Genomic DNA, 16,861 nt, shown 5'->3' with positions numbered 1-16,861 from the left:
AAGCGGTGCAACACCATTTTTGGCGGCTGGCGGCTCTTCAATCATCCTTCTTGAGCAGATCCGCAAGAGCGGCGAAAGGATTGTGCGTCGTCTGTTTGCCGCTCCCGCTTTTCGCACCACCACGACCGGCGGCGAGCGAGGCGAGGTGTTCCTCGTATTTCTGGTGCTCGTTGTCGTGACAGTAGATGCACAGCAGCTCCCAGTTACTGCCGTCCGGGGGGTTGTGGTCGTGGTTCATGTCCTTGTGATGGACGGTGAGTTCGCGCAGATTCTCGCGGGTGAAGGTGCGCGCACAGCGTCCGCAGACCCATTCATAGAGCTTGAGCGCCTGATCGCGATAGCCGGCGGCGCGCTCTTCGCTCGCCTTGCGCGCGTCGGCGACAACACGGTCGAGCCTGGCGCTGTCGATGGGTTTGCCGGTCTTGCCGTGGCGTGGACCCTGGTTTGTGGTCATGTGTGAAGACTCCGGGCGCTATAAGGACCAAGGCTGCAATCTTAGGAGATTTGCCGGAAACCTCATACCCGGAATCAGGCTTTCAAATGGACAGGATGAAGCGGATTGCTCAAGATTCACGTCGCTTTTCATCCTGGAACCCGACTATGGCCGCTTTTCGTATTCCCTGGTATCGCATTCTGTCGCGTCGTCAACGCCCGCCCCTGTTCTGGATCCTCGCCCTGCTCGCGCTGGCCTTCTGGCTGTTCGATGGCGGGCTTTCCTCTTTCTGGCGCGCCCAAAAGGACTGTCAGATCGACAGCATCTACGATGGCGACACCCTGCGCGCCACCTGTGGTCGCAAGGAGGTCAAGGTCAGATTCTACTGCATCGACGCGCCCGAAATGGGACAACGCCCCTGGGGTCGGGAGAGCCGCGACCATTTGCGCCGCCTCACCCCGGACAGGGTGCGACTGGTGGAGCATGAGACGGATCGCTATGGACGCATCGTTGGCGAGGTGTTCGACGGTGACAGGAGCCTGAATCTGGCTCTGGTTGAATCCGGACAGGCGGCGGTTTATCCGCAGTATTGCGATGAGTCACGCTTCTTCAAGGCGGAAAAACGCGCCAAAGAGCGTCGGCTGGGGATCTGGGAAAAGCGTGGCCTCCATCAGCGTCCCTGGGAATGGAGACAGCGCAATCATTGAACGATCTGCTCGCCAGCCGGGATGATTTAACGCCGCTCGTTCGTTGCGCCATCGCCTTGTTGCTCCAGATCCAACATAACGCAAATGCGCAAACAAGATTCGATATTGTTTACATCCTTGTCCCGATTTGCTTAAACTGGTTCATCTTCCAGGCTTACCCATCCAGGGGGCGATTGACCATGCCCGACACGACAAAAAACGTCGTCTTGTTCGAGATTTGTCACCAGATTCCGGGACGGATGCGTTTGCGCGTGCCGATTCTGCTGAAGGAGCCGGCGCTTGCCCTCCGGCTGGAGGAAGCGCTGGGCAGACTGGATGGCGTGCAGACTGTGCGATGCAATCCAGCCTGCGCCAGTCTGACCTTTCATCACCGGGTTTCTCAGGTTCCAGGCACGGATGATCTGACGCGACTGCTACAGCCGCTGATCGCGCCAACGCGGCATCGGCCGCAAATGACCAGACGCGCGCCCCTGAGCCGCGCGCCGGAACGTCATCCTGTGACAGTGAAATCGCCGCGAACGGGCTCGGGCTGCCTGCTCTGCCAGATGAAACTCAGCGCCGCACGCTGGATCCTGGCCGACATCTGGCGCTGCTGGCAACACAACCTGACGCAACGCATGCGTAACCTGCTGGTCACCGCTGGCATTGCCTGATGCGGCCATGCCGTGAGTGAAGCCCTCAAAGCGCACAGAAAAGGGGCCGTCAGGCCCCTTGTCGCACGCATCAATGAGCGATGAGTGGGATTATTCGCCCGCCTCAATCGCCTTCATGCTGAGCCGAATGCGACCCTGCTTGTCCACTTCCAGCACCTTGACGCGGACCTGATCGCCTTCCTTGAGCTTGTCGCTGACTGACTGCACACGCTCCTCGCAGATCTGCGAGATATGCACCAGACCATCGCGACCGGGCAGGATGGTGACGAAGGCGCCGAAATCCATCAGACGCGCGACCCGGCCCTCGTAGATCTTGCCGACCTCGACATCGGCGGTGATGAGCCGGATGCGCCGCTTGGCCTCTTCGCCCGCCGATTTGACCACGGAGAAGATCTTGACCACGCCATCGTCGTTGATATCGATGGTGGCCCCGGTCTCTTCGGTGATGGCGCGGATGACCGAGCCGCCCTTGCCGATGACATCGCGGATCTTCTCGGGATGGATCTTGATCTCGATGATGCGCGGGGCGTGCTCGGACATCTCGGAACGGTGCGCGGTGATGACCTTGCTCATTTCGCCGAGGATGTGCAGCCGTCCGTCCTTGGCCTGGGCGAGTGCGGTTTCCATGATCTCGCGGGTGATGCCCTCGATCTTGATGTCCATCTGGAGCGCATTGATGCCGGTGGCGGTCCCGGCCACCTTGAAGTCCATGTCGCCAAGATGATCCTCGTCACCCATGATGTCGGTCAGCACCGCGAAGCGGTCGCCTTCCTTGATCAGACCCATGGCGACACCGGCGACCGGCGCCTTGATCGGCACGCCGGCATCCATCAGGGCCAGACTGGTGCCGCAGACGCTCGCCATCGAGCTGGAACCGTTGGATTCGGTGATCTCGGAAACCACGCGCACCGAATAGGGGAACTCCTCGATGCTCGGCATCACCGCCAGCACGCCGCGCTTGGCGAGCCGTCCATGACCGATCTCGCGTCGCTTCGGCGTACCGACACGGCCGGTTTCGCCGACACAGAAGGGCGGGAAGTTGTAGTGCAGCATGAAATGCTCGCGGTGTTCGCCGTCGAGCGCGTCGATGATCTGCGAGTCACGTTCGGTGCCGAGCGTGGTGATGACCATCGCCTGGGTCTCGCCACGGGTGAAGAGCGACGAGCCGTGGGTGCGCGGCAGCACGCCGGTGCGGATGGTGATCGGGCGCACGGTCTTGGTGTCGCGGCCGTCGATGCGCGGCTCACCAGCAAGGATCGATTCGCGCACCGTGCTCGATTCCAGCGCCTCGATGGCGACCTTCACCTGGGCCTCGGTCCAGGCCGGTGATTCGCCAGCGCAGAGTTGCTCGACGATGGCCGCACGCGCCGTGTTGAGCGCCGTGTAACGCTCCTGCTTCTCTTTGATGCGATAGGCGCTGGCGATTGCTGCGCCACCGGACAGGTGCACCGCCTCGGTCAGAACCGGGTCGGTGACATGCGGTTTCCAGTCCATCGGTGGCTTGCCGGCTTCGGCTGCCAGTTCGCGGATCGCCTGGATCACGACCTGCATCTGTTCATGACCGAAGAGCACCGCGCCGAGCATGATCTCTTCCGACAGACCGCGCGCCTCCGACTCGACCATGAGCACAGCCTTGTCGGTACCGGCGACGATCAGATCCAGATCCGAATCGGGTCCGAGACCGATAACGGCCGGATTGAGGATGTATTCGCCGTCCTTGTAGCCGACCCGCGCTGCACCAATGGGGCCGTTGAAGGGCAGGCCCGAGATGGCGAGCGCGGCAGAGGCGCCGATCAGCGCCGGGACTTCCGGATTGACCGCCGGATTCAGCGATTTGACGGTGGCGATGATCTGGACTTCGCTGGTGAAGCCCTCAGCGAACAGCGGGCGGATCGGACGGTCGATCAGACGCGCGGTGAGGATCTCGCCTTCGCTCGGGCGTCCCTCACGACGGAAAAAGCCGCCTGGAATGCGTCCGGCGGCATAGGTCTTTTCCTGATACTCGACGGTCAGCGGCAGGAAATCGCGCGCCACGCCGGGACGTTTATCGACGACGACCGTGACCAGGACGACGGTATCGTCGATATTGACCATGACCGCGCCATCGGCCTGGCGGGCGATCTCGCCGGTTTCCAGCCTGACGGTCTGGTTGCCGAACTGGAATTCTTTAACGATTGGGGTGGGAATCACGGATAAATCCTCGGGATGTGTGGGCCGTCGATGCGGCGGCCCCGGATGCTCTGCAACCTTAAGATTGGCACCAGCGGGATGGTGTCTGACGGCGGGGTGGCGAGTCGTGCCGTCGCCGTCGGCTGGCATCGGGCGCGGGCGGATCGGGGGCCGTCTTGACCGCCCGATCACCCAAAAGGCTAGTGCAGCACCTTAGAAATTCCGAGGCCGTTCGTTGTCGTTGTCGAAGGTTCGCAAGCCGACGACGATTACGACAACGACAACGATCAGAGACGGTCTCGAAACACCTGCACTGCTGCACCAGGCTGGAATCAGCGACGCAGACCCAGACGTGCGATCAGCGCACGGTAGCGTTCCACATCCTTGCGCTTGAGGTAGTCGAGCAGTTTCCGTCGGGAATTGACCATGTGCACCAGACCGCGGCGCGAATGATGATCGTGCTTGTGGATCTTGAAATGCTCGGTCAGTTCCAGAATCCGCGCCGTCAACAGGGCGACCTGAACTTCGGGTGAGCCGGTGTCGCGCTCGCCACGCGCATAGTCATCGACGATTTTCTTTTTATCCGCTGCGGTCATGGTCATTGGTTGTCTCCTGAGTCATTAGGAATGAAAAAAGCCCTCATCCGGCGGTGTTGGCCGCCGGATCGATCACCCCGACAATGACTTCAGGGGATCGGGCCGGTTGACTGGTATTCGTTTTAAACAGACAGGATTAACAAGATTTTCCAAGATGGACATGATTCTTCAAGCTACTGTTTTTAATCCTGTTAATCCTGTCGAATTAAATCAGCCGCTTGGGCTGCACCTTGCCGTCGTCGAGAATGGTGCCGACACCGACGAAATGGGCCGATGGATCATACAGCCGCACCAGTCCCTCGGTCGGCGACTGAGGAATCAGCACCGCCTGTCCCTGCTTGAGATAAAAGGCGGCATCGGCTGACAGACGCACCGCCGGCCAGTGTCCGAGCGCACTGTCGAGCGGCAGCAGCAGCTCATCGAGACGTTTCGGGGTCTCGTCTTCGGACCAGGACGCAACCTGATCAAGCGTGACGAAGGGCGCGGCGGACTCGGCATAAGGACCGACCCCGGTGCGTCGAAGCTGGCTCACATGGCCGCCGCAGCCCAGTTCACGGCCAATATCTTCGGCCAGGGTGCGGACATAGGTGCCTTTGGAGCAATGCACGTCGAGTTCGATCTCGGGCAGGTCGCAGGCCAGCAGATCCAGCGCGAAGATCTCGATCTGACGCGGCTGACGCTCGACTTCGACACCCTGGCGCGCCAGTTTATAAAGTCGCTGCCCCTGATGCTTGACCGCCGAATACATCGGCGGCAACTGGTCGATGCTGCCAAGGAAACCGCTCAGCACCTCACGGATCCGCGTCTCGTCGATGCCTTCCACCGGGCGCGTCTCGACGACCTCGCCCTCGGCATCGGCCGTGGTGGTGGTGACACCGAGCCGCACCCGCACGCGATAGCGTTTGTCGGCGTCCAGCAGAAAGGCGGAAAACTTGGTCGCATCGCCCAGACAGCAGGGCAGAAGCCCGGTCGCGAGCGGATCCAGACTGCCGGTGTGTCCGGCCTTGGCGGCGCGGTAGAGTCGTTTGACACGCTGAAGCGCATCGTTTGAGGTCAGGCCAAGCGGTTTGTCCAGCAGCAGAATGCCGGTGACACTGCGCCCCGAATGTTGGCGACGTCCCATCTCGATTTAACGCTCCTGGTCCGTGCCCTGATCGTTGGTGTGCGAACCGACGGCCTGATCGATCAGCGAGGACAGGCGCTCGCCATAGCCGATCGATTCGTCGAAGACAAAATGTAACTGGGGGATGGTGCGCAGACGCACCTCCTGCGCCAGCGCGTGACGCAGGAATCCGGCCAGCGGGCCATTGAGCAGACGCTCCTGCGCGGCGGCCTCTTCATCCGACGGAAAGCAGGTGAAAAAGACCTTGGCGTGCGCCAGATCGCGCGTCACCCGCACCTCGTGGACCGTGATATTGGCGAGTCGCGGATCCTTGACCTGATCGCGTACCGCAACCGCCAGCACCCGCTTCAACTCGGCACCGATCCGCTCGGTGCGGTCGAATTCCTTCACGCTCACAGGACGCGCGCCCGTTCGGTGCGTTCAAAGACCTCGATCTGGTCGCCCGGCTGCACGTCATTGTAATTCTTGACGCCGATACCGCACTCAATGCCGGCCTTGACCTCGCTCACGTCATCCTTGAAGCGGCGCAGCGATTCCAGCGCGCCTTCGTAGACCACGACATTGTCGCGCAGCACGCGGATGGGGCTGTTGCGACGAATCGCGCCTTCGCTGACCAGACAGCCGGCGATGGCGCCGAACTTCGACGAACGAAACACGTCGCGCACCTGTGCCAGACCGATGATTTCCTCGGTGACAATCGGACTCAGCAGCCCGGAAATCGCCTTCTTCACGTCATCGATCAGCTCATAGATGATGCTGTAATAACGCAGATCGAGTCCTTTCTCGTCCACCACGCGACGCGCGGCGGCATCGGCGCGGACATTGAAGCCAAGCATGATGGCGCTGGAACTCACCGCAAGATTGGCATCGGATTCGGTGATACCGCCGACACCCGAGGCGACAATGGAGACCTTGACCTCATCATTCGTGAGCTTGAGCAGGCTGTCCTTGAGCGCTTCGAGGCTGCCCTGTACGTCGGCCTTGATGATGAGATTGACGCTCTTCTGCTCGCCGTCCTTGAGCTGCGAAAAGAGCTGATCGAGGCTGACGCCGCGCTGTTCATCGAAGCGGTTCTGGCGCGACCTCGCGGAGCGGAACTCGGCGACTTCACGGGCGCGACGTTCGTCGCTGACCGTCATCACATCGTCGCCGGCATTCGGCGTGCCCGAGAGACCCAGCACCTGCACCGGAATCGAGGGGCCGGCGGATTCGACCGGCGCGCCGGTTTCGTCGAACATGGCGCGCACCCGGCCATATTCGCCACCGCTGACGATGATGTCGCCGCGACGCAGGGTACCGGACTGAACCAGCACGGTCGCCACTGGACCACGTCCCTTGTCGAGACTGGATTCGACGATGGCGCCACGCGCGGGGCCGTCCACCGGCGCCTTGAGTTCAAGCACTTCGGCCTGGAGCAGAATGGCGTCCAGCAGTTCGTCGATGCCGGTTCCCACCTTGGCGGAGACCTTCACCATCATGGTGTCGCCACCCCATTCCTCGGTCAGCACCTCGTGCTGGGTCAGCTCCTGCATGACCTTGTCCGGATTGGCGTCCGGCTTGTCCATCTTGTTGACGGCGACGATCAGCGGCACCTTGGCAGCGCGGGCGTGGTGAATCGCCTCAATCGTCTGCGGCATGACGCCATCGTCGGCGGCCACCACCAGGATGACGATGTCCGTCACCTTGGCGCCACGGGCGCGCATCGCCGAGAAGGCGGCGTGACCGGGGGTGTCGAGGAAAGAGACCGTGCCCTTGTCGGTTTCGACATGATAGGCGCCGATGTGCTGGGTGATGCCGCCGGCCTCGCCGGAGGCGACCCGGGTGCTGCGGATATAGTCGAGCAGCGAGGTCTTGCCGTGATCGACGTGCCCCATGATGGTCACGACCGGCGGACGTGGCAGGGCTTCGGCCTGTCCTTCCTGTTCCTGAACCTCGTCGAGCAGGGTTCCTTCGGCGTCGCGCATGTCGGTAAGCACCGCCGTGTGGCCGAACTCCTCGACCACCAGGATTGCCGTATCGCGATCCAGAGCCTGATTGATGGTAACCATCATGCCCTGCTTGAAGAGCTCCTTGATGACCTGGGAGGTCTTGACCGACATCCGGTTGGCCAGTTCGCCGACCGAAATCAGTTCGGGGATCTCAACCTCCCGCACCACCGGCGCGGTGGGTCGCTGGAAGGCATGCTTGTCCTGAAGCTGCGGTTTGGTGCTCTTTTTCCGGCGACGCAATCCCCGGCCCACGCCACCCGCGCCTTCGACCTCTTCATAGTCAGCACGGGGTGTCACCGCCAGATCACGGGTACGGACACTCGCGTCTTTACGCACCGGCTTTTTGACCGCGCGGTCTTTTTCGGCGACTTCGGGTGGTTTTTTGACGCCTTTTTTGGGTTTGGCGGCCTCGGCCCGACGCGCGGCGGCGGGAGCGGCGTCCTCGCCATCATCCTCCGTGCCAATCAGGGCAGGCTCTGCGGGACGGGGCGCAGCGGGGGTCGTCTTGCGAATCGCCGCTTCAGTCGCCGCTGCTTCAGCCGCTTCGCGCTCGGCTTCGAGTCGCGCCTGCTCTTCGGCGCGGAGACGGGCCTCTTCCTCAAGACGACGCGCCTCCTCGGCGGCGCGCCGACGAATCTCTTCCTCACGTGCCAGCCGCGCCTGATCCTCCTGATCGGCCAGACGACGCGCCTCCTGCTCGGCGCGCATCGCCTGAAGCTCAGTCCGGCGACGGGCCTCCTCGTAGATCGAGCTGTTCGCCGCGTTGCGCTCGCGGGCGGTGGGCGGACGCGGACGCTCGACTGGTGCGCGGCGGGTGGTGACCGGAGGCGGAGGCGTCGGTGCGGCGTCCTCGCCACGTTTGACATAGGTACGTTTGCGTCGGACCTCGACACTGACGGTCTTGCCGCCGCGCGCGGGCGGTGCTGGACGCACCCCGGCGGTGCTGCGCGGAGCGGCGGCGGGCTGCTGGCGCAGTTCGCTGACCGACTTGCGCTTGAGCGTGACCTGGCTGGGATCCGTGCTGCTTTCGTCCCCTTCCTTGCCATGACTGCGGCGCAGGTAACCGAGGAGCTTGACTTTTTCCTGCTCCGTCAGAGTGGCATCCGCGTCGCTTGCGCTGATGCCCGCCTCGCTCAATTGAGTAAGGAGTCGCTCGACCGGAATGCCGACCGTGGAGGCGAGTTGCTTGACCGTGACTTCACTCATGGACTGATTTTTAAACCTCTATTCCTCTGCGGCATCGACGAACCAGGGTTCGCGTGCCTTCATGATCAAGCGCGCCGCACGCTCTGCGTCCATCCCATCGATTTCCATGAGTTCATCGACCGACAGCTCGGCGAGGTCATCCAGGGTGGTGACACCCTGGGCAGCCAATGCGGCGGCGAGAACATCATCCATATCTTCCAGGGCCAGCAGCGCTTCTGACGGATCCGGGGCAACACCCTCTTCCGACGCGATGGCGCGGGTCAGGATCACATCCTTGGCGCGCTCGCGCAGCAGCTCGATGGTTTCGTCGTCAAAGTCGTCAATGGCCTGCATCTCGGCAAGCGGGACATAGGCCACTTCATCGACACTGCTGAATCCTTCTTCGACCAGGATTGCGGCGAGATTCTCGTCGATCTCCAGTTGATCCATGAAGGTCTGGACTGAACGGCGGGCCTCCTGTTCGCTCTTGGCGACAGCATCCTTTTCGTTCATGACGTTAAGTTCCCAGCCGCTCAACTGGGTGGCGAGCCGGACATTCTGGCCGAAGCGCCCGATGGCCTGGGCCAGATTTTCCTCCTTGACGGCCACATCCATGCTGCGCGCCTCTTCGTCGATGACGATGGAGACCACATCCGCCGGCGACATGGCATTGATGACGAACTGCGCCGGATTTTCGTCCCAGAGGATGATATCGACCCGTTCGCCATTGAGTTCGTTGGAAACCGCCTGGACGCGCGAACCGCGCATGCCAACACAGGCGCCGACCGGATCAATGCGCGGATCGGCGGTTCGAACCGCGATCTTGGCGCGCGAACCCGGATCGCGGGCCGCACCGAGAATCTGAATCAGACCCTCGCCGACCTCGGGGACTTCGAGCCTGAAGAGTTCGATCAGAAGCTCGGGCGCGGTGCGGCTGACAAAGAGCTGCGGCCCCTTGGGCTCGGCGCGCACATCATAAAGATAGCCGCGCAGACGGTCGCCAGCACGAACCGATTCACGCGGGATCATCTGATCGCGTGGCACGATGGCCTCGGCGTTGTTGCCCAGATCGAGCAGCAGACTGCCACGATCCGATTTCTTGACGATGCCCGTCACCAACTGGCCCTTGCGCTCGGCGAAGGCGTCGATGATCTTGGCGCGCTCGGCGTCGCGCACCTTCTGGACGATGACCTGTTTGGCCGTCTGGGCCGCGATGCGTCCGAACAGCTCCGACTCGATTTCTTCCTCAATGAAGTCGCCGGGGCCCAGCGCAGGCTCCAGAATGGCCGCAGCGGACTGGGTGATCTGGCGTGACGGCGCATCCAGGACGCCCTGCTCGGGGTCCGGGATGATCTCCCAACGGCGGAAGCTGCTGTAATGGCCGGTTTTGCGATCAATGACGACCCGCACATCAATGTCGCCGCCATGTTTCTTGCGGGTCGCCGATGCCAACGCGGCTTCGATGGCCTCGAAGATCACACCTTCAGGCACGTCCTTTTCGTTGGAAACGGCCTCTACGACCAGTAAGATCTCTTTACTCATTCCACCTGTATCCAACTCAGAACTTGCAGCTTAGACATCAAATAGTGTGTACCGTCATCCAGCATCAGAATTCGGGAACCAGACGCGCCGATTCCACGGATGTCAGCGGGATCTCCCAGAGGCGACCCTCTGCATCCAGCCTGACAATCCCCGACTCGCAACCCTGAAGCAGACCCTCCAGCCTGCGGCGACCGTCGAGCTTTTCGGCCAGACGGATCCTCACCCGACTCCCCGCAAAGCGCGCGAAGTGTTCGGGGAACACCAGTGGTCGATCCAGGCCGGGAGACGACACTTCGAGGTCATAATGGCCAGGCAGAGGATCTTCGACATCCAGCACGCCGCTGAGCTGGTGGCTCACTGCGGCGCAATCATCCAGCGTGATGCCCCGTTCGTGGTCAATATAAACCCGCAGTGTCGCGCCGCCGGCTCCATGCTGGAAGAATTCGACATTCACCAGCTCGTAGCCCATGGGCTCCACGACCCGCCTGGTCAGCGTGATGAGATTGCCGTCAGCCGACTGCATAATCCGCCTTTTAGAAAAAAAAATTGGGCCATCGGCCCAACCTCTATGCCGCGCCGACCGGTTTGCCGACGCATGACATCACAAACTTTGCGAGAGCGATAAAAAAACCCCTTGACGGGGCCTTGTGGACGACTGGATTCAGACGCGCCGTTCTTCTCTCCTTAAGCTGCCGAAGTCTATACGCTCTGATCGAGAATCGCAAGGCTGGCAGCGATTCTTGATTTTGAGTTCATGCATCTGGTGCAGGCGGACCCTCTGCGTCATCCGCAACCGGTCGTATCAGGCCTGCAAGCTGCTGTTGCAGATCTGCGTACAGCGCGGCCTGGGCATCCAGTTGCGCCTGCATCTGCTGCCCGCCAAGCTGGCTCTCGACCAGTTGCGCACTCATCTCCCTGAATTCTTCGGTCAGTTGCCGGTTCGCTGCTTCAGCCGCCTGTAATCGCCCGCTTGCCTGATCGTGCATCACGTCCAGTCTGGCGTGCGCGACCGCCAGCCTGTCGGCTGTCTGCCGTTGTGCCTGAAGCTGTTCCAGGGTGTCCTGGAGTTGATGCCGGGCGTCGCTCAGTTCGGCAGCGAGCCGTGCCGTCTCCTGACTGAGATGCGTGATGGCGTCCTGTTTGACGATCAGCGTCTGCGCCTGCTGCCGATTTTCCGCCTGGAGCTGCTGAACCTGCTGTTCGTGACGGCGCTGCTCCTGCTCCCGCTGCTCTTTGGCGGCCTGCCGGAAGTGTTCCAGCGATTCACGCGCATGCCGATGTTTCTCTTCCAGCGACTGAAGGTGGCGCTCATGTTCCATCAGTCGCAAGTGCAGCGATTCGTTCTCCTTTGCTGCCTCGCTGGCGCGAATCCGTTCCGCCTGCCAGTTCGCATTCGCCGTCTCATGCGCCTGCCGTTCGGCGGACCAGCCTGCGTCCAGCTCCATCACACGCGCCTGTACCGCCTCCAGCTCCTGTGCCAGGCGAATGATTTCAGCCTCTTGTGTCTGTCGCTCCGTGTCGCGACGCGCCTGCGCGCTCGCGATCACCTCTGACGCTTCTTCATGCAGCCGCCCTGCCAGGCTGGCGATCAGCGCCTTGATCGGCTCACTCAGGCATTGCTCCTGATCGACCCTGATGCCTTCTTCGTCCGACAGTTCGCGCAGATAGCGATGGAGCGTGGTTCGGGAGCCGGTATTGCCGAGTTCGACGCGAACCGCATCGATGGATGGATGCTCGCCACGCGCCAGCAAGGCGTCACGCGCCTGCTGAACCCTGAATTTACTGATGCCGCTACGCGCCATGTGCCTTCGTCAATAAAATACTGTATTACATAGTATGTCTATACATACCAAAATACGGTCAATTTGAAAAGCGTCCCGATTAAAAATAACATGGGATAAGGCTGCATTATCCCATGTTAGGCTTCTCAAACACCCACAAAACCACATGCTGGTACGCTATCTCGCCCCATCCAGCCGATTCGTCGCCGAGGACAGACGCATGACCAGTGTTGACCGCTATCTGGAAGCCGCCACGCGGACAAACACCCGTCGCGGTTATCGATCGGCCATCCGTCATTTCGAAGAGGTCTGGGGTGGATTTCTGCCCGCCACGGCGGATGCGGTGGCGCGCTATCTGGCCGATCACGCTGAATCGCTGGCGCTGAATACGCTCAGGCTGCGGCTGGCAGCGCTCTCGCAATGGCATCTGGAGCAGGGTTTTCCGGATCCGACCAAAGCGTCGGTCGTGCGGAAGGTGTTGAAAGGAATTGGCGAGCTGCATCCGGCACGCGAACAGCAGGCGCGCCCATTGCAGATCGAGGAGCTGGCGAGGCTTGATGACTGGCTCGCGGCGCGCATCCAGGAGTCAGCCAATCATGACGAACAGGCGGCGCGGCGGCGTGCGACCCGCGACCGGGCCTTGATTCTGCTCGGATTCTGGCGCGCCTTTCGCGGCGACGAATTGAACCGTCTGCGGGTCGAGCACATCCAGGTCATCCCCGGAGAAGGGATGACGCTCTATCTGCCGCGCACCAAAACCGATCACTCGGCTCGCGGCAGCGAATTCAAAGTGCCGGCGCTCTCGCGTCTCTGCCCCGTGGATGCCTATCTGGACTGGATCAGTCTGACGCAGTTGACCGAGGGGCCGGTGTTTCGGCGCATCAACCGCTGGGGTGCGGTCGGTGATGAAGCACTCCATCCCAACAGCCTGATCCCATTGTTACGCAAGCGTTTTGTCGAGGCCGGGCTCGCCATGCCCGAGCACTACAGCGGACACTCGCTGCGGCGTGGTTTCGCTAGTTGGGCCAATGCCAACCACTGGGATGTGAAGTCGTTGATGGACTATGTGGGATGGAAGGATATGAAATCGGCGCTGCGTTACATCGAGCGCCCCGACGCCTTCGGGCGCGAACGCATTGAGCGCGCCCTGGCGCAAACCTGATGATCCGCATGGTGAAAAGGACTCGAATCCATAAGCAGGCGGACGTATCTAAAGGATTGGTCAACTTCCAGCAAACAGCCGCCAGCCTGGTTTTCCGGTCAGATTTCGACGCGACCGAGACGCTGACAACTGAAAGCGGGTCGCCCATGTTCGATTTGCCGACACCATCAAGCCAGCGGGAGACGCCTCATGCTCATCAAGCCGCCCTCCGACATCGCCTCGTCCGAGATCACTCCGCCCGCCATCTGGAAGCGTCGGCGCGAATTCATCCAGGCATCCGCCGCCGGGCTCGGCCTGATCGCGACCGGCGGGCTGCTGACTGCGCTGCCGGGTCCGGCTGTCGGCGGCGAGGCGATTCCCAACCTCAAGCCCAGCCCATTGAGCACCGACGAGCCGCCGACCAGTTTCAAAGACGTCAGCCGCTATAACAATTTCTACGAGTTCGGCACCGAAAAATACGATCCGAGCACCAATGCTCAGACGCTCAGAACACGTCCCTGGACAGTCGCGGTCGATGGCGAATGTGAGTCGCCCGGCGAGATCGGCATCGAAGACATCCTGACGGGTTTCACGCAGGAGGAGCGCATCTACCGGTTGCGCTGTGTCGAGGCCTGGGCGATGGTCGTGCCTTGGGTCGGCTTTCCGCTCGGCGATCTGCTACAGCGTTTCAAGCCGACATCGAAAGCCAGGTATGTCGCCTTTGAGACGCTGCATGACCCCGAGCAGATGCCCGGTCAGCGCCGCGCAGTGCTCGACTGGCCCTATCGCGAAGGTCTGCGGATGGACGAAGCCATGCATCCGCTGACCATTCTCGCCACCGGGCTCTATGGCGAGCTGCTGCCGAATCAGAACGGCGCGCCGCTGCGCCTGGTCGTGCCCTGGAAATACGGCTTCAAGAGCATCAAGTCGATTGTACGGATTCGTTTCACCGAGCAAGAGCCGCCGGCAACCTGGAACCGGATGCAGCCCAATGAATACGGTTTTTACGCCAATGTGAATCCGGAGGTCGATCATCCGCGCTGGAGCCAGAAGCGACATCGGGTGATCGGCGAGGGGCTCTTTGCCGGGAAGCGCGAGACCCTGCCTTTCAACGGCTATGCTGATCAGGTCGCGAGTCTTTACAGCGGCATGGATCTGCGTCGTTTCTTTTAGTCCGAATCAAGCCTTCACGATTCGCGCTATTCAGGAAACCGTTCCAATGACCCCATCCCGCACCGAGACCCTGGTTCGTGTCGGCAAGCCGCTCGTCTTCCTGCTCTGTCTGGCGCCGATGGGGCATCTGCTCTGGCGGGTCGTCATGGAGACCATCGGCGCCAATCCGGTTGAGACACTGATCCATGCGACGGGCGACTGGACGCTGCGTCTGTTACTGATCACGCTCGCGGTCACACCGCTGCGGCGTCTCACCGGTCAGGTCTGGCTGATCCGCTTCCGTCGTCAGCTCGGCCTCTTTGCCTTCTTTTATGCCTGTCTGCACCTGACGGCCTATCTCTGGCTCGACCAGTTTTTCGACTGGCGCGCGATCATCGAGGACATCGTCAAACGGCCCTATATCACGGTCGGATTCGCCGCATTCGTGCTGCTGATCCCGCTCGCTGTGACCTCGACCCGAGGCTGGACGCGCCGACTTGGCCGACGCTGGAAGACTCTGCACCGGGTGGTCTATTTCATCGCGATATTGGGCGTGGTGCATTACCTCTGGCTGGTCAAGGCGGATCGCTTTGAGCCCATCCTGTATGGCGTCATACTCGCGGGCCTACTGGCGTTTCGTATACCGTGGCGGAAGGGTAACCAGTCAGGCGTGAATTAGTTGCTCGACTCTCAAAAGCTCCCGATATTTCAAAAATTGTCGAGGACAATCCCGGCCAACTGCCAATTTATCTCTCAGCGTCGCATCTCGCCGTCTTGCCTCCCTGCGCCGCACTGAGTATGCCGCGCAGGATGTTCAGCTCGACCCGGTCAGGCCGCGCGCGGTTGAAGAGCCGACGCAGACGACGCATGAGTTTGTGCGACTGCTCGGGATCGCCGAAGCGGATGGCGAACAGCGTTTCGGTCAGATGACCGTAAAACCCTTCCATTTCCTCTGCCGTCGCCAGATCGCGGGGCTGATCGGTCAGTCGCTCGCCCTGCTCCGCGCGTGCGGTGCGGCGGATCTCATAGGCCAGCACCTGGGCCGCCGCCGCCACATTGAGCGAACTGAAATCAGGATTGGTCGGGATATGCACCAGCGCATGACAGCGCGCCAGCTCGGTATTGGTCAGCCCCGAACTCTCGCGCCCGAGCACCAGCGCCACGTCGCCCCCGGCTGACTCGTCGAGCAACCGCTGGGCGCACTCGGGCGGCTCCAGCAGCGGCCATTCGATGGTGCGCAATCGGGCGCTGGCGCCGATGACGAACCGACAACCCGCCAGCGCATCGACCAGCGTCTCATGGATGCCGGCGTGTTCGAGCAGATCGTCAGCGCCGGAGGCTCGCGCCAGCGCCTCGGCGTCCGGGAGCTGGCGGGGCGCGACCAGTTCCAGGCGCGACAGGCCCATGGTCTTCATGGCGCGGGCGACGGCGCCAATGTTGCCGGTGTGGGTCGTTTCCACCAGCACGAAACGGATTCGTGCCAGCGATGCGGTCATTTGGTCTATCATGAGCGGCTGTTTCGTCAAGACTCTCGCTGTATCCTGACGCTATGATACAGCGACCGCCCTGGATAGCCTTCACAACATGCACCCAAGTCTCAACATCGCCATCCGCGCCGCCCGCAGTGCCGGCAAACTCCTGCTGCGCTACTCGGACCGGATCGACCAGATCAGTTTCGAGTCCAAGAGCCGCAACGACTTCGTCAGCGACATGGACCGCGCCGCCGAGGCCACCATCATCCAGGAACTGCGCAGTCGTTTCCCCGATCATGCGATTCTGGCCGAAGAAAGCGGCGAGCAGACGGGCAAAAGCGATTTTCAGTGGATCATCGATCCGCTCGACGGCACCACCAACTATCTGCACGGCTTCCCGCAGTTCGCGGTGTCGATTGCGCTCAAGCACAAGGACCAGCTCGAATGCGGCGTCGTTTACGATCCGCTGCGCGAGGAGCTGTTCACTGCTGCGCGTGGCCGAGGCGCACAGCTCAATGACCGCAAACTCCGTGTCACTAACCGCCCGTCACTTGAGGGTGCGCTGATCGGCACCGGATTTCCCTTTCGCGATCAGCGGCACATCGACACCTATCTCGGCATGTTCAAGGCCATGACACTCGCCACCGCTGGCCTGCGACGCCCCGGCTCGGCCTCGCTGGATCTCGCCTATGTCGCCGCCGGGCGCACGGATGGTTTCTGGGAACTCGGGCTCTCGCCATGGGACTGCGCCGCCGGCGCCCTGCTGATCCTGGAGGCCGGCGGCGCCATCACCGATCTGAGCGGCGGCAACCGCTTCCTCGACACCGGCAACATGGTCGCCGGCAATCCCAAGGTTCACCGCGCCATGCTTGATCTGCTCAAACCCTTCCTGAACGACTCGTTACGGGCCTGAGTCATT

Annotated in this window: 16 protein-coding genes; 6 read left to right on the top strand and 10 right to left on the bottom strand. The window is 61.8% G+C overall.

Features of this window, described 5'->3' with window-relative positions; translation table 11 throughout:
* Window positions 1-37: 37 nt before the first annotated feature.
* On the bottom strand, window positions 38-454 hold the full coding sequence (locus EDC35_RS14705; RefSeq protein WP_132978013.1) for a YajD family HNH nuclease: 417 nt from the start codon (window positions 452-454) through the stop codon (window positions 38-40).
* A 146-nt stretch (window positions 455-600) separates the two neighbouring features.
* Between EDC35_RS14705 and EDC35_RS14700 the strand changes: the two genes are divergently transcribed.
* Window positions 601-1,140 (top strand): thermonuclease family protein, encoded by a 540-nt coding sequence (locus EDC35_RS14700; RefSeq protein ID WP_165903449.1) that lies wholly within the window; start codon window positions 601-603, stop codon window positions 1,138-1,140.
* Window positions 1,137-1,793 (top strand): HMA2 domain-containing protein, encoded by a 657-nt coding sequence (locus EDC35_RS14695; protein ID WP_132978011.1) that lies wholly within the window; start codon window positions 1,137-1,139, stop codon window positions 1,791-1,793. The genes EDC35_RS14700 and EDC35_RS14695 overlap by 4 nt, the downstream gene beginning before the upstream one ends.
* A 90-nt stretch (window positions 1,794-1,883) precedes the next feature.
* Here the strand turns inward: EDC35_RS14695 and pnp are convergent, their stop codons facing one another.
* The 8 genes from pnp to EDC35_RS14655 all read right to left on the bottom strand — a co-directional run bounded on the left by pnp (window position 1,884) and on the right by EDC35_RS14655 (window position 12,198).
* Window positions 1,884-3,983 carry a polyribonucleotide nucleotidyltransferase gene (gene pnp, locus EDC35_RS14690; protein ID WP_132978010.1) on the bottom strand — a complete coding sequence of 700 codons (2,100 nt, stop codon included), beginning with the start codon at window positions 3,981-3,983 and terminating at the stop codon, window positions 1,884-1,886.
* 311 nt (window positions 3,984-4,294) lie between these two features.
* Window positions 4,295-4,564: a 30S ribosomal protein S15 gene (rpsO, locus tag EDC35_RS14685; RefSeq protein WP_132978009.1), complete on the bottom strand. Its 270-nt coding sequence runs from the start codon at window positions 4,562-4,564 to the stop codon at window positions 4,295-4,297.
* Between the two features lie 199 nt (window positions 4,565-4,763).
* Window positions 4,764-5,681: a tRNA pseudouridine(55) synthase TruB gene (gene truB, locus EDC35_RS14680; RefSeq protein WP_132978008.1), complete on the bottom strand. Its 918-nt coding sequence runs from the start codon at window positions 5,679-5,681 to the stop codon at window positions 4,764-4,766.
* A gap of 6 nt (window positions 5,682-5,687) precedes the next feature.
* Window positions 5,688-6,071 carry a 30S ribosome-binding factor RbfA gene (gene rbfA, locus EDC35_RS14675; protein ID WP_132978118.1) on the bottom strand — a complete coding sequence of 128 codons (384 nt, stop codon included), beginning with the start codon at window positions 6,069-6,071 and terminating at the stop codon, window positions 5,688-5,690.
* Window positions 6,072-6,073: 2 nt separating this feature from the next.
* Window positions 6,074-8,875 carry a translation initiation factor IF-2 gene (gene infB, locus EDC35_RS14670; RefSeq protein ID WP_132978007.1) on the bottom strand — a complete coding sequence of 934 codons (2,802 nt, stop codon included), beginning with the start codon at window positions 8,873-8,875 and terminating at the stop codon, window positions 6,074-6,076.
* An 18-nt stretch (window positions 8,876-8,893) separates the two neighbouring features.
* Window positions 8,894-10,396 (bottom strand): transcription termination factor NusA, encoded by a 1,503-nt coding sequence (nusA, locus tag EDC35_RS14665; RefSeq protein WP_132978006.1) that lies wholly within the window; start codon window positions 10,394-10,396, stop codon window positions 8,894-8,896.
* 64 nt (window positions 10,397-10,460) lie between these two features.
* Window positions 10,461-10,919: a ribosome maturation factor RimP gene (rimP, locus tag EDC35_RS14660; protein ID WP_132978005.1), complete on the bottom strand. Its 459-nt coding sequence runs from the start codon at window positions 10,917-10,919 to the stop codon at window positions 10,461-10,463.
* A 229-nt stretch (window positions 10,920-11,148) separates the two neighbouring features.
* A complete protein-coding gene (locus EDC35_RS14655) occupies window positions 11,149-12,198 on the bottom strand; it encodes a DNA-binding protein (RefSeq protein ID WP_132978004.1) in 1,050 nt (349 codons plus the stop codon).
* A gap of 145 nt (window positions 12,199-12,343) precedes the next feature.
* Here EDC35_RS14655 and EDC35_RS14650 point away from each other — a divergent pair, with 145 nt between their 5' ends.
* The 3 genes from EDC35_RS14650 (at window position 12,344) to EDC35_RS14640 (ending at window position 15,149) form a co-directional block, all read left to right on the top strand.
* Window positions 12,344-13,339, top strand: coding sequence for a tyrosine-type recombinase/integrase (locus EDC35_RS14650; RefSeq protein WP_207896259.1), 996 nt, complete (start codon window positions 12,344-12,346; stop codon window positions 13,337-13,339).
* A 189-nt stretch (window positions 13,340-13,528) separates the two neighbouring features.
* A complete protein-coding gene (gene msrP / locus EDC35_RS14645) occupies window positions 13,529-14,491 on the top strand; it encodes a protein-methionine-sulfoxide reductase catalytic subunit MsrP (protein ID WP_132978003.1) in 963 nt (320 codons plus the stop codon).
* A gap of 46 nt (window positions 14,492-14,537) precedes the next feature.
* Entirely contained in the window at window positions 14,538-15,149 is a 612-nt protein-coding gene (locus EDC35_RS14640; protein WP_132978002.1) for a protein-methionine-sulfoxide reductase heme-binding subunit MsrQ, read from the top strand.
* Between the two features lie 67 nt (window positions 15,150-15,216).
* Here EDC35_RS14640 and EDC35_RS14635 read toward each other — a convergent pair whose 3' ends face one another.
* Window positions 15,217-15,966 carry an RNA methyltransferase gene (locus EDC35_RS14635; RefSeq protein ID WP_132978001.1) on the bottom strand — a complete coding sequence of 250 codons (750 nt, stop codon included), beginning with the start codon at window positions 15,964-15,966 and terminating at the stop codon, window positions 15,217-15,219.
* Window positions 15,967-16,054: 88 nt separating this feature from the next.
* Here EDC35_RS14635 and EDC35_RS14630 point away from each other — a divergent pair, with 88 nt between their 5' ends.
* A complete protein-coding gene (locus EDC35_RS14630) occupies window positions 16,055-16,855 on the top strand; it encodes an inositol monophosphatase family protein (protein WP_132978000.1) in 801 nt (266 codons plus the stop codon).
* The last annotated feature ends 6 nt before the right edge of the window (window positions 16,856-16,861 follow it).

Source organism: Thiobaca trueperi (assembly GCF_004342175.1).
Taxonomy (GTDB): domain Bacteria; phylum Pseudomonadota; class Gammaproteobacteria; order Chromatiales; family Chromatiaceae; genus Thiobaca; species Thiobaca trueperi.
The sequence above is the reverse complement of the archived record's forward strand: the minus strand, read 5'-3'. Positions and strand labels throughout refer to the sequence as shown.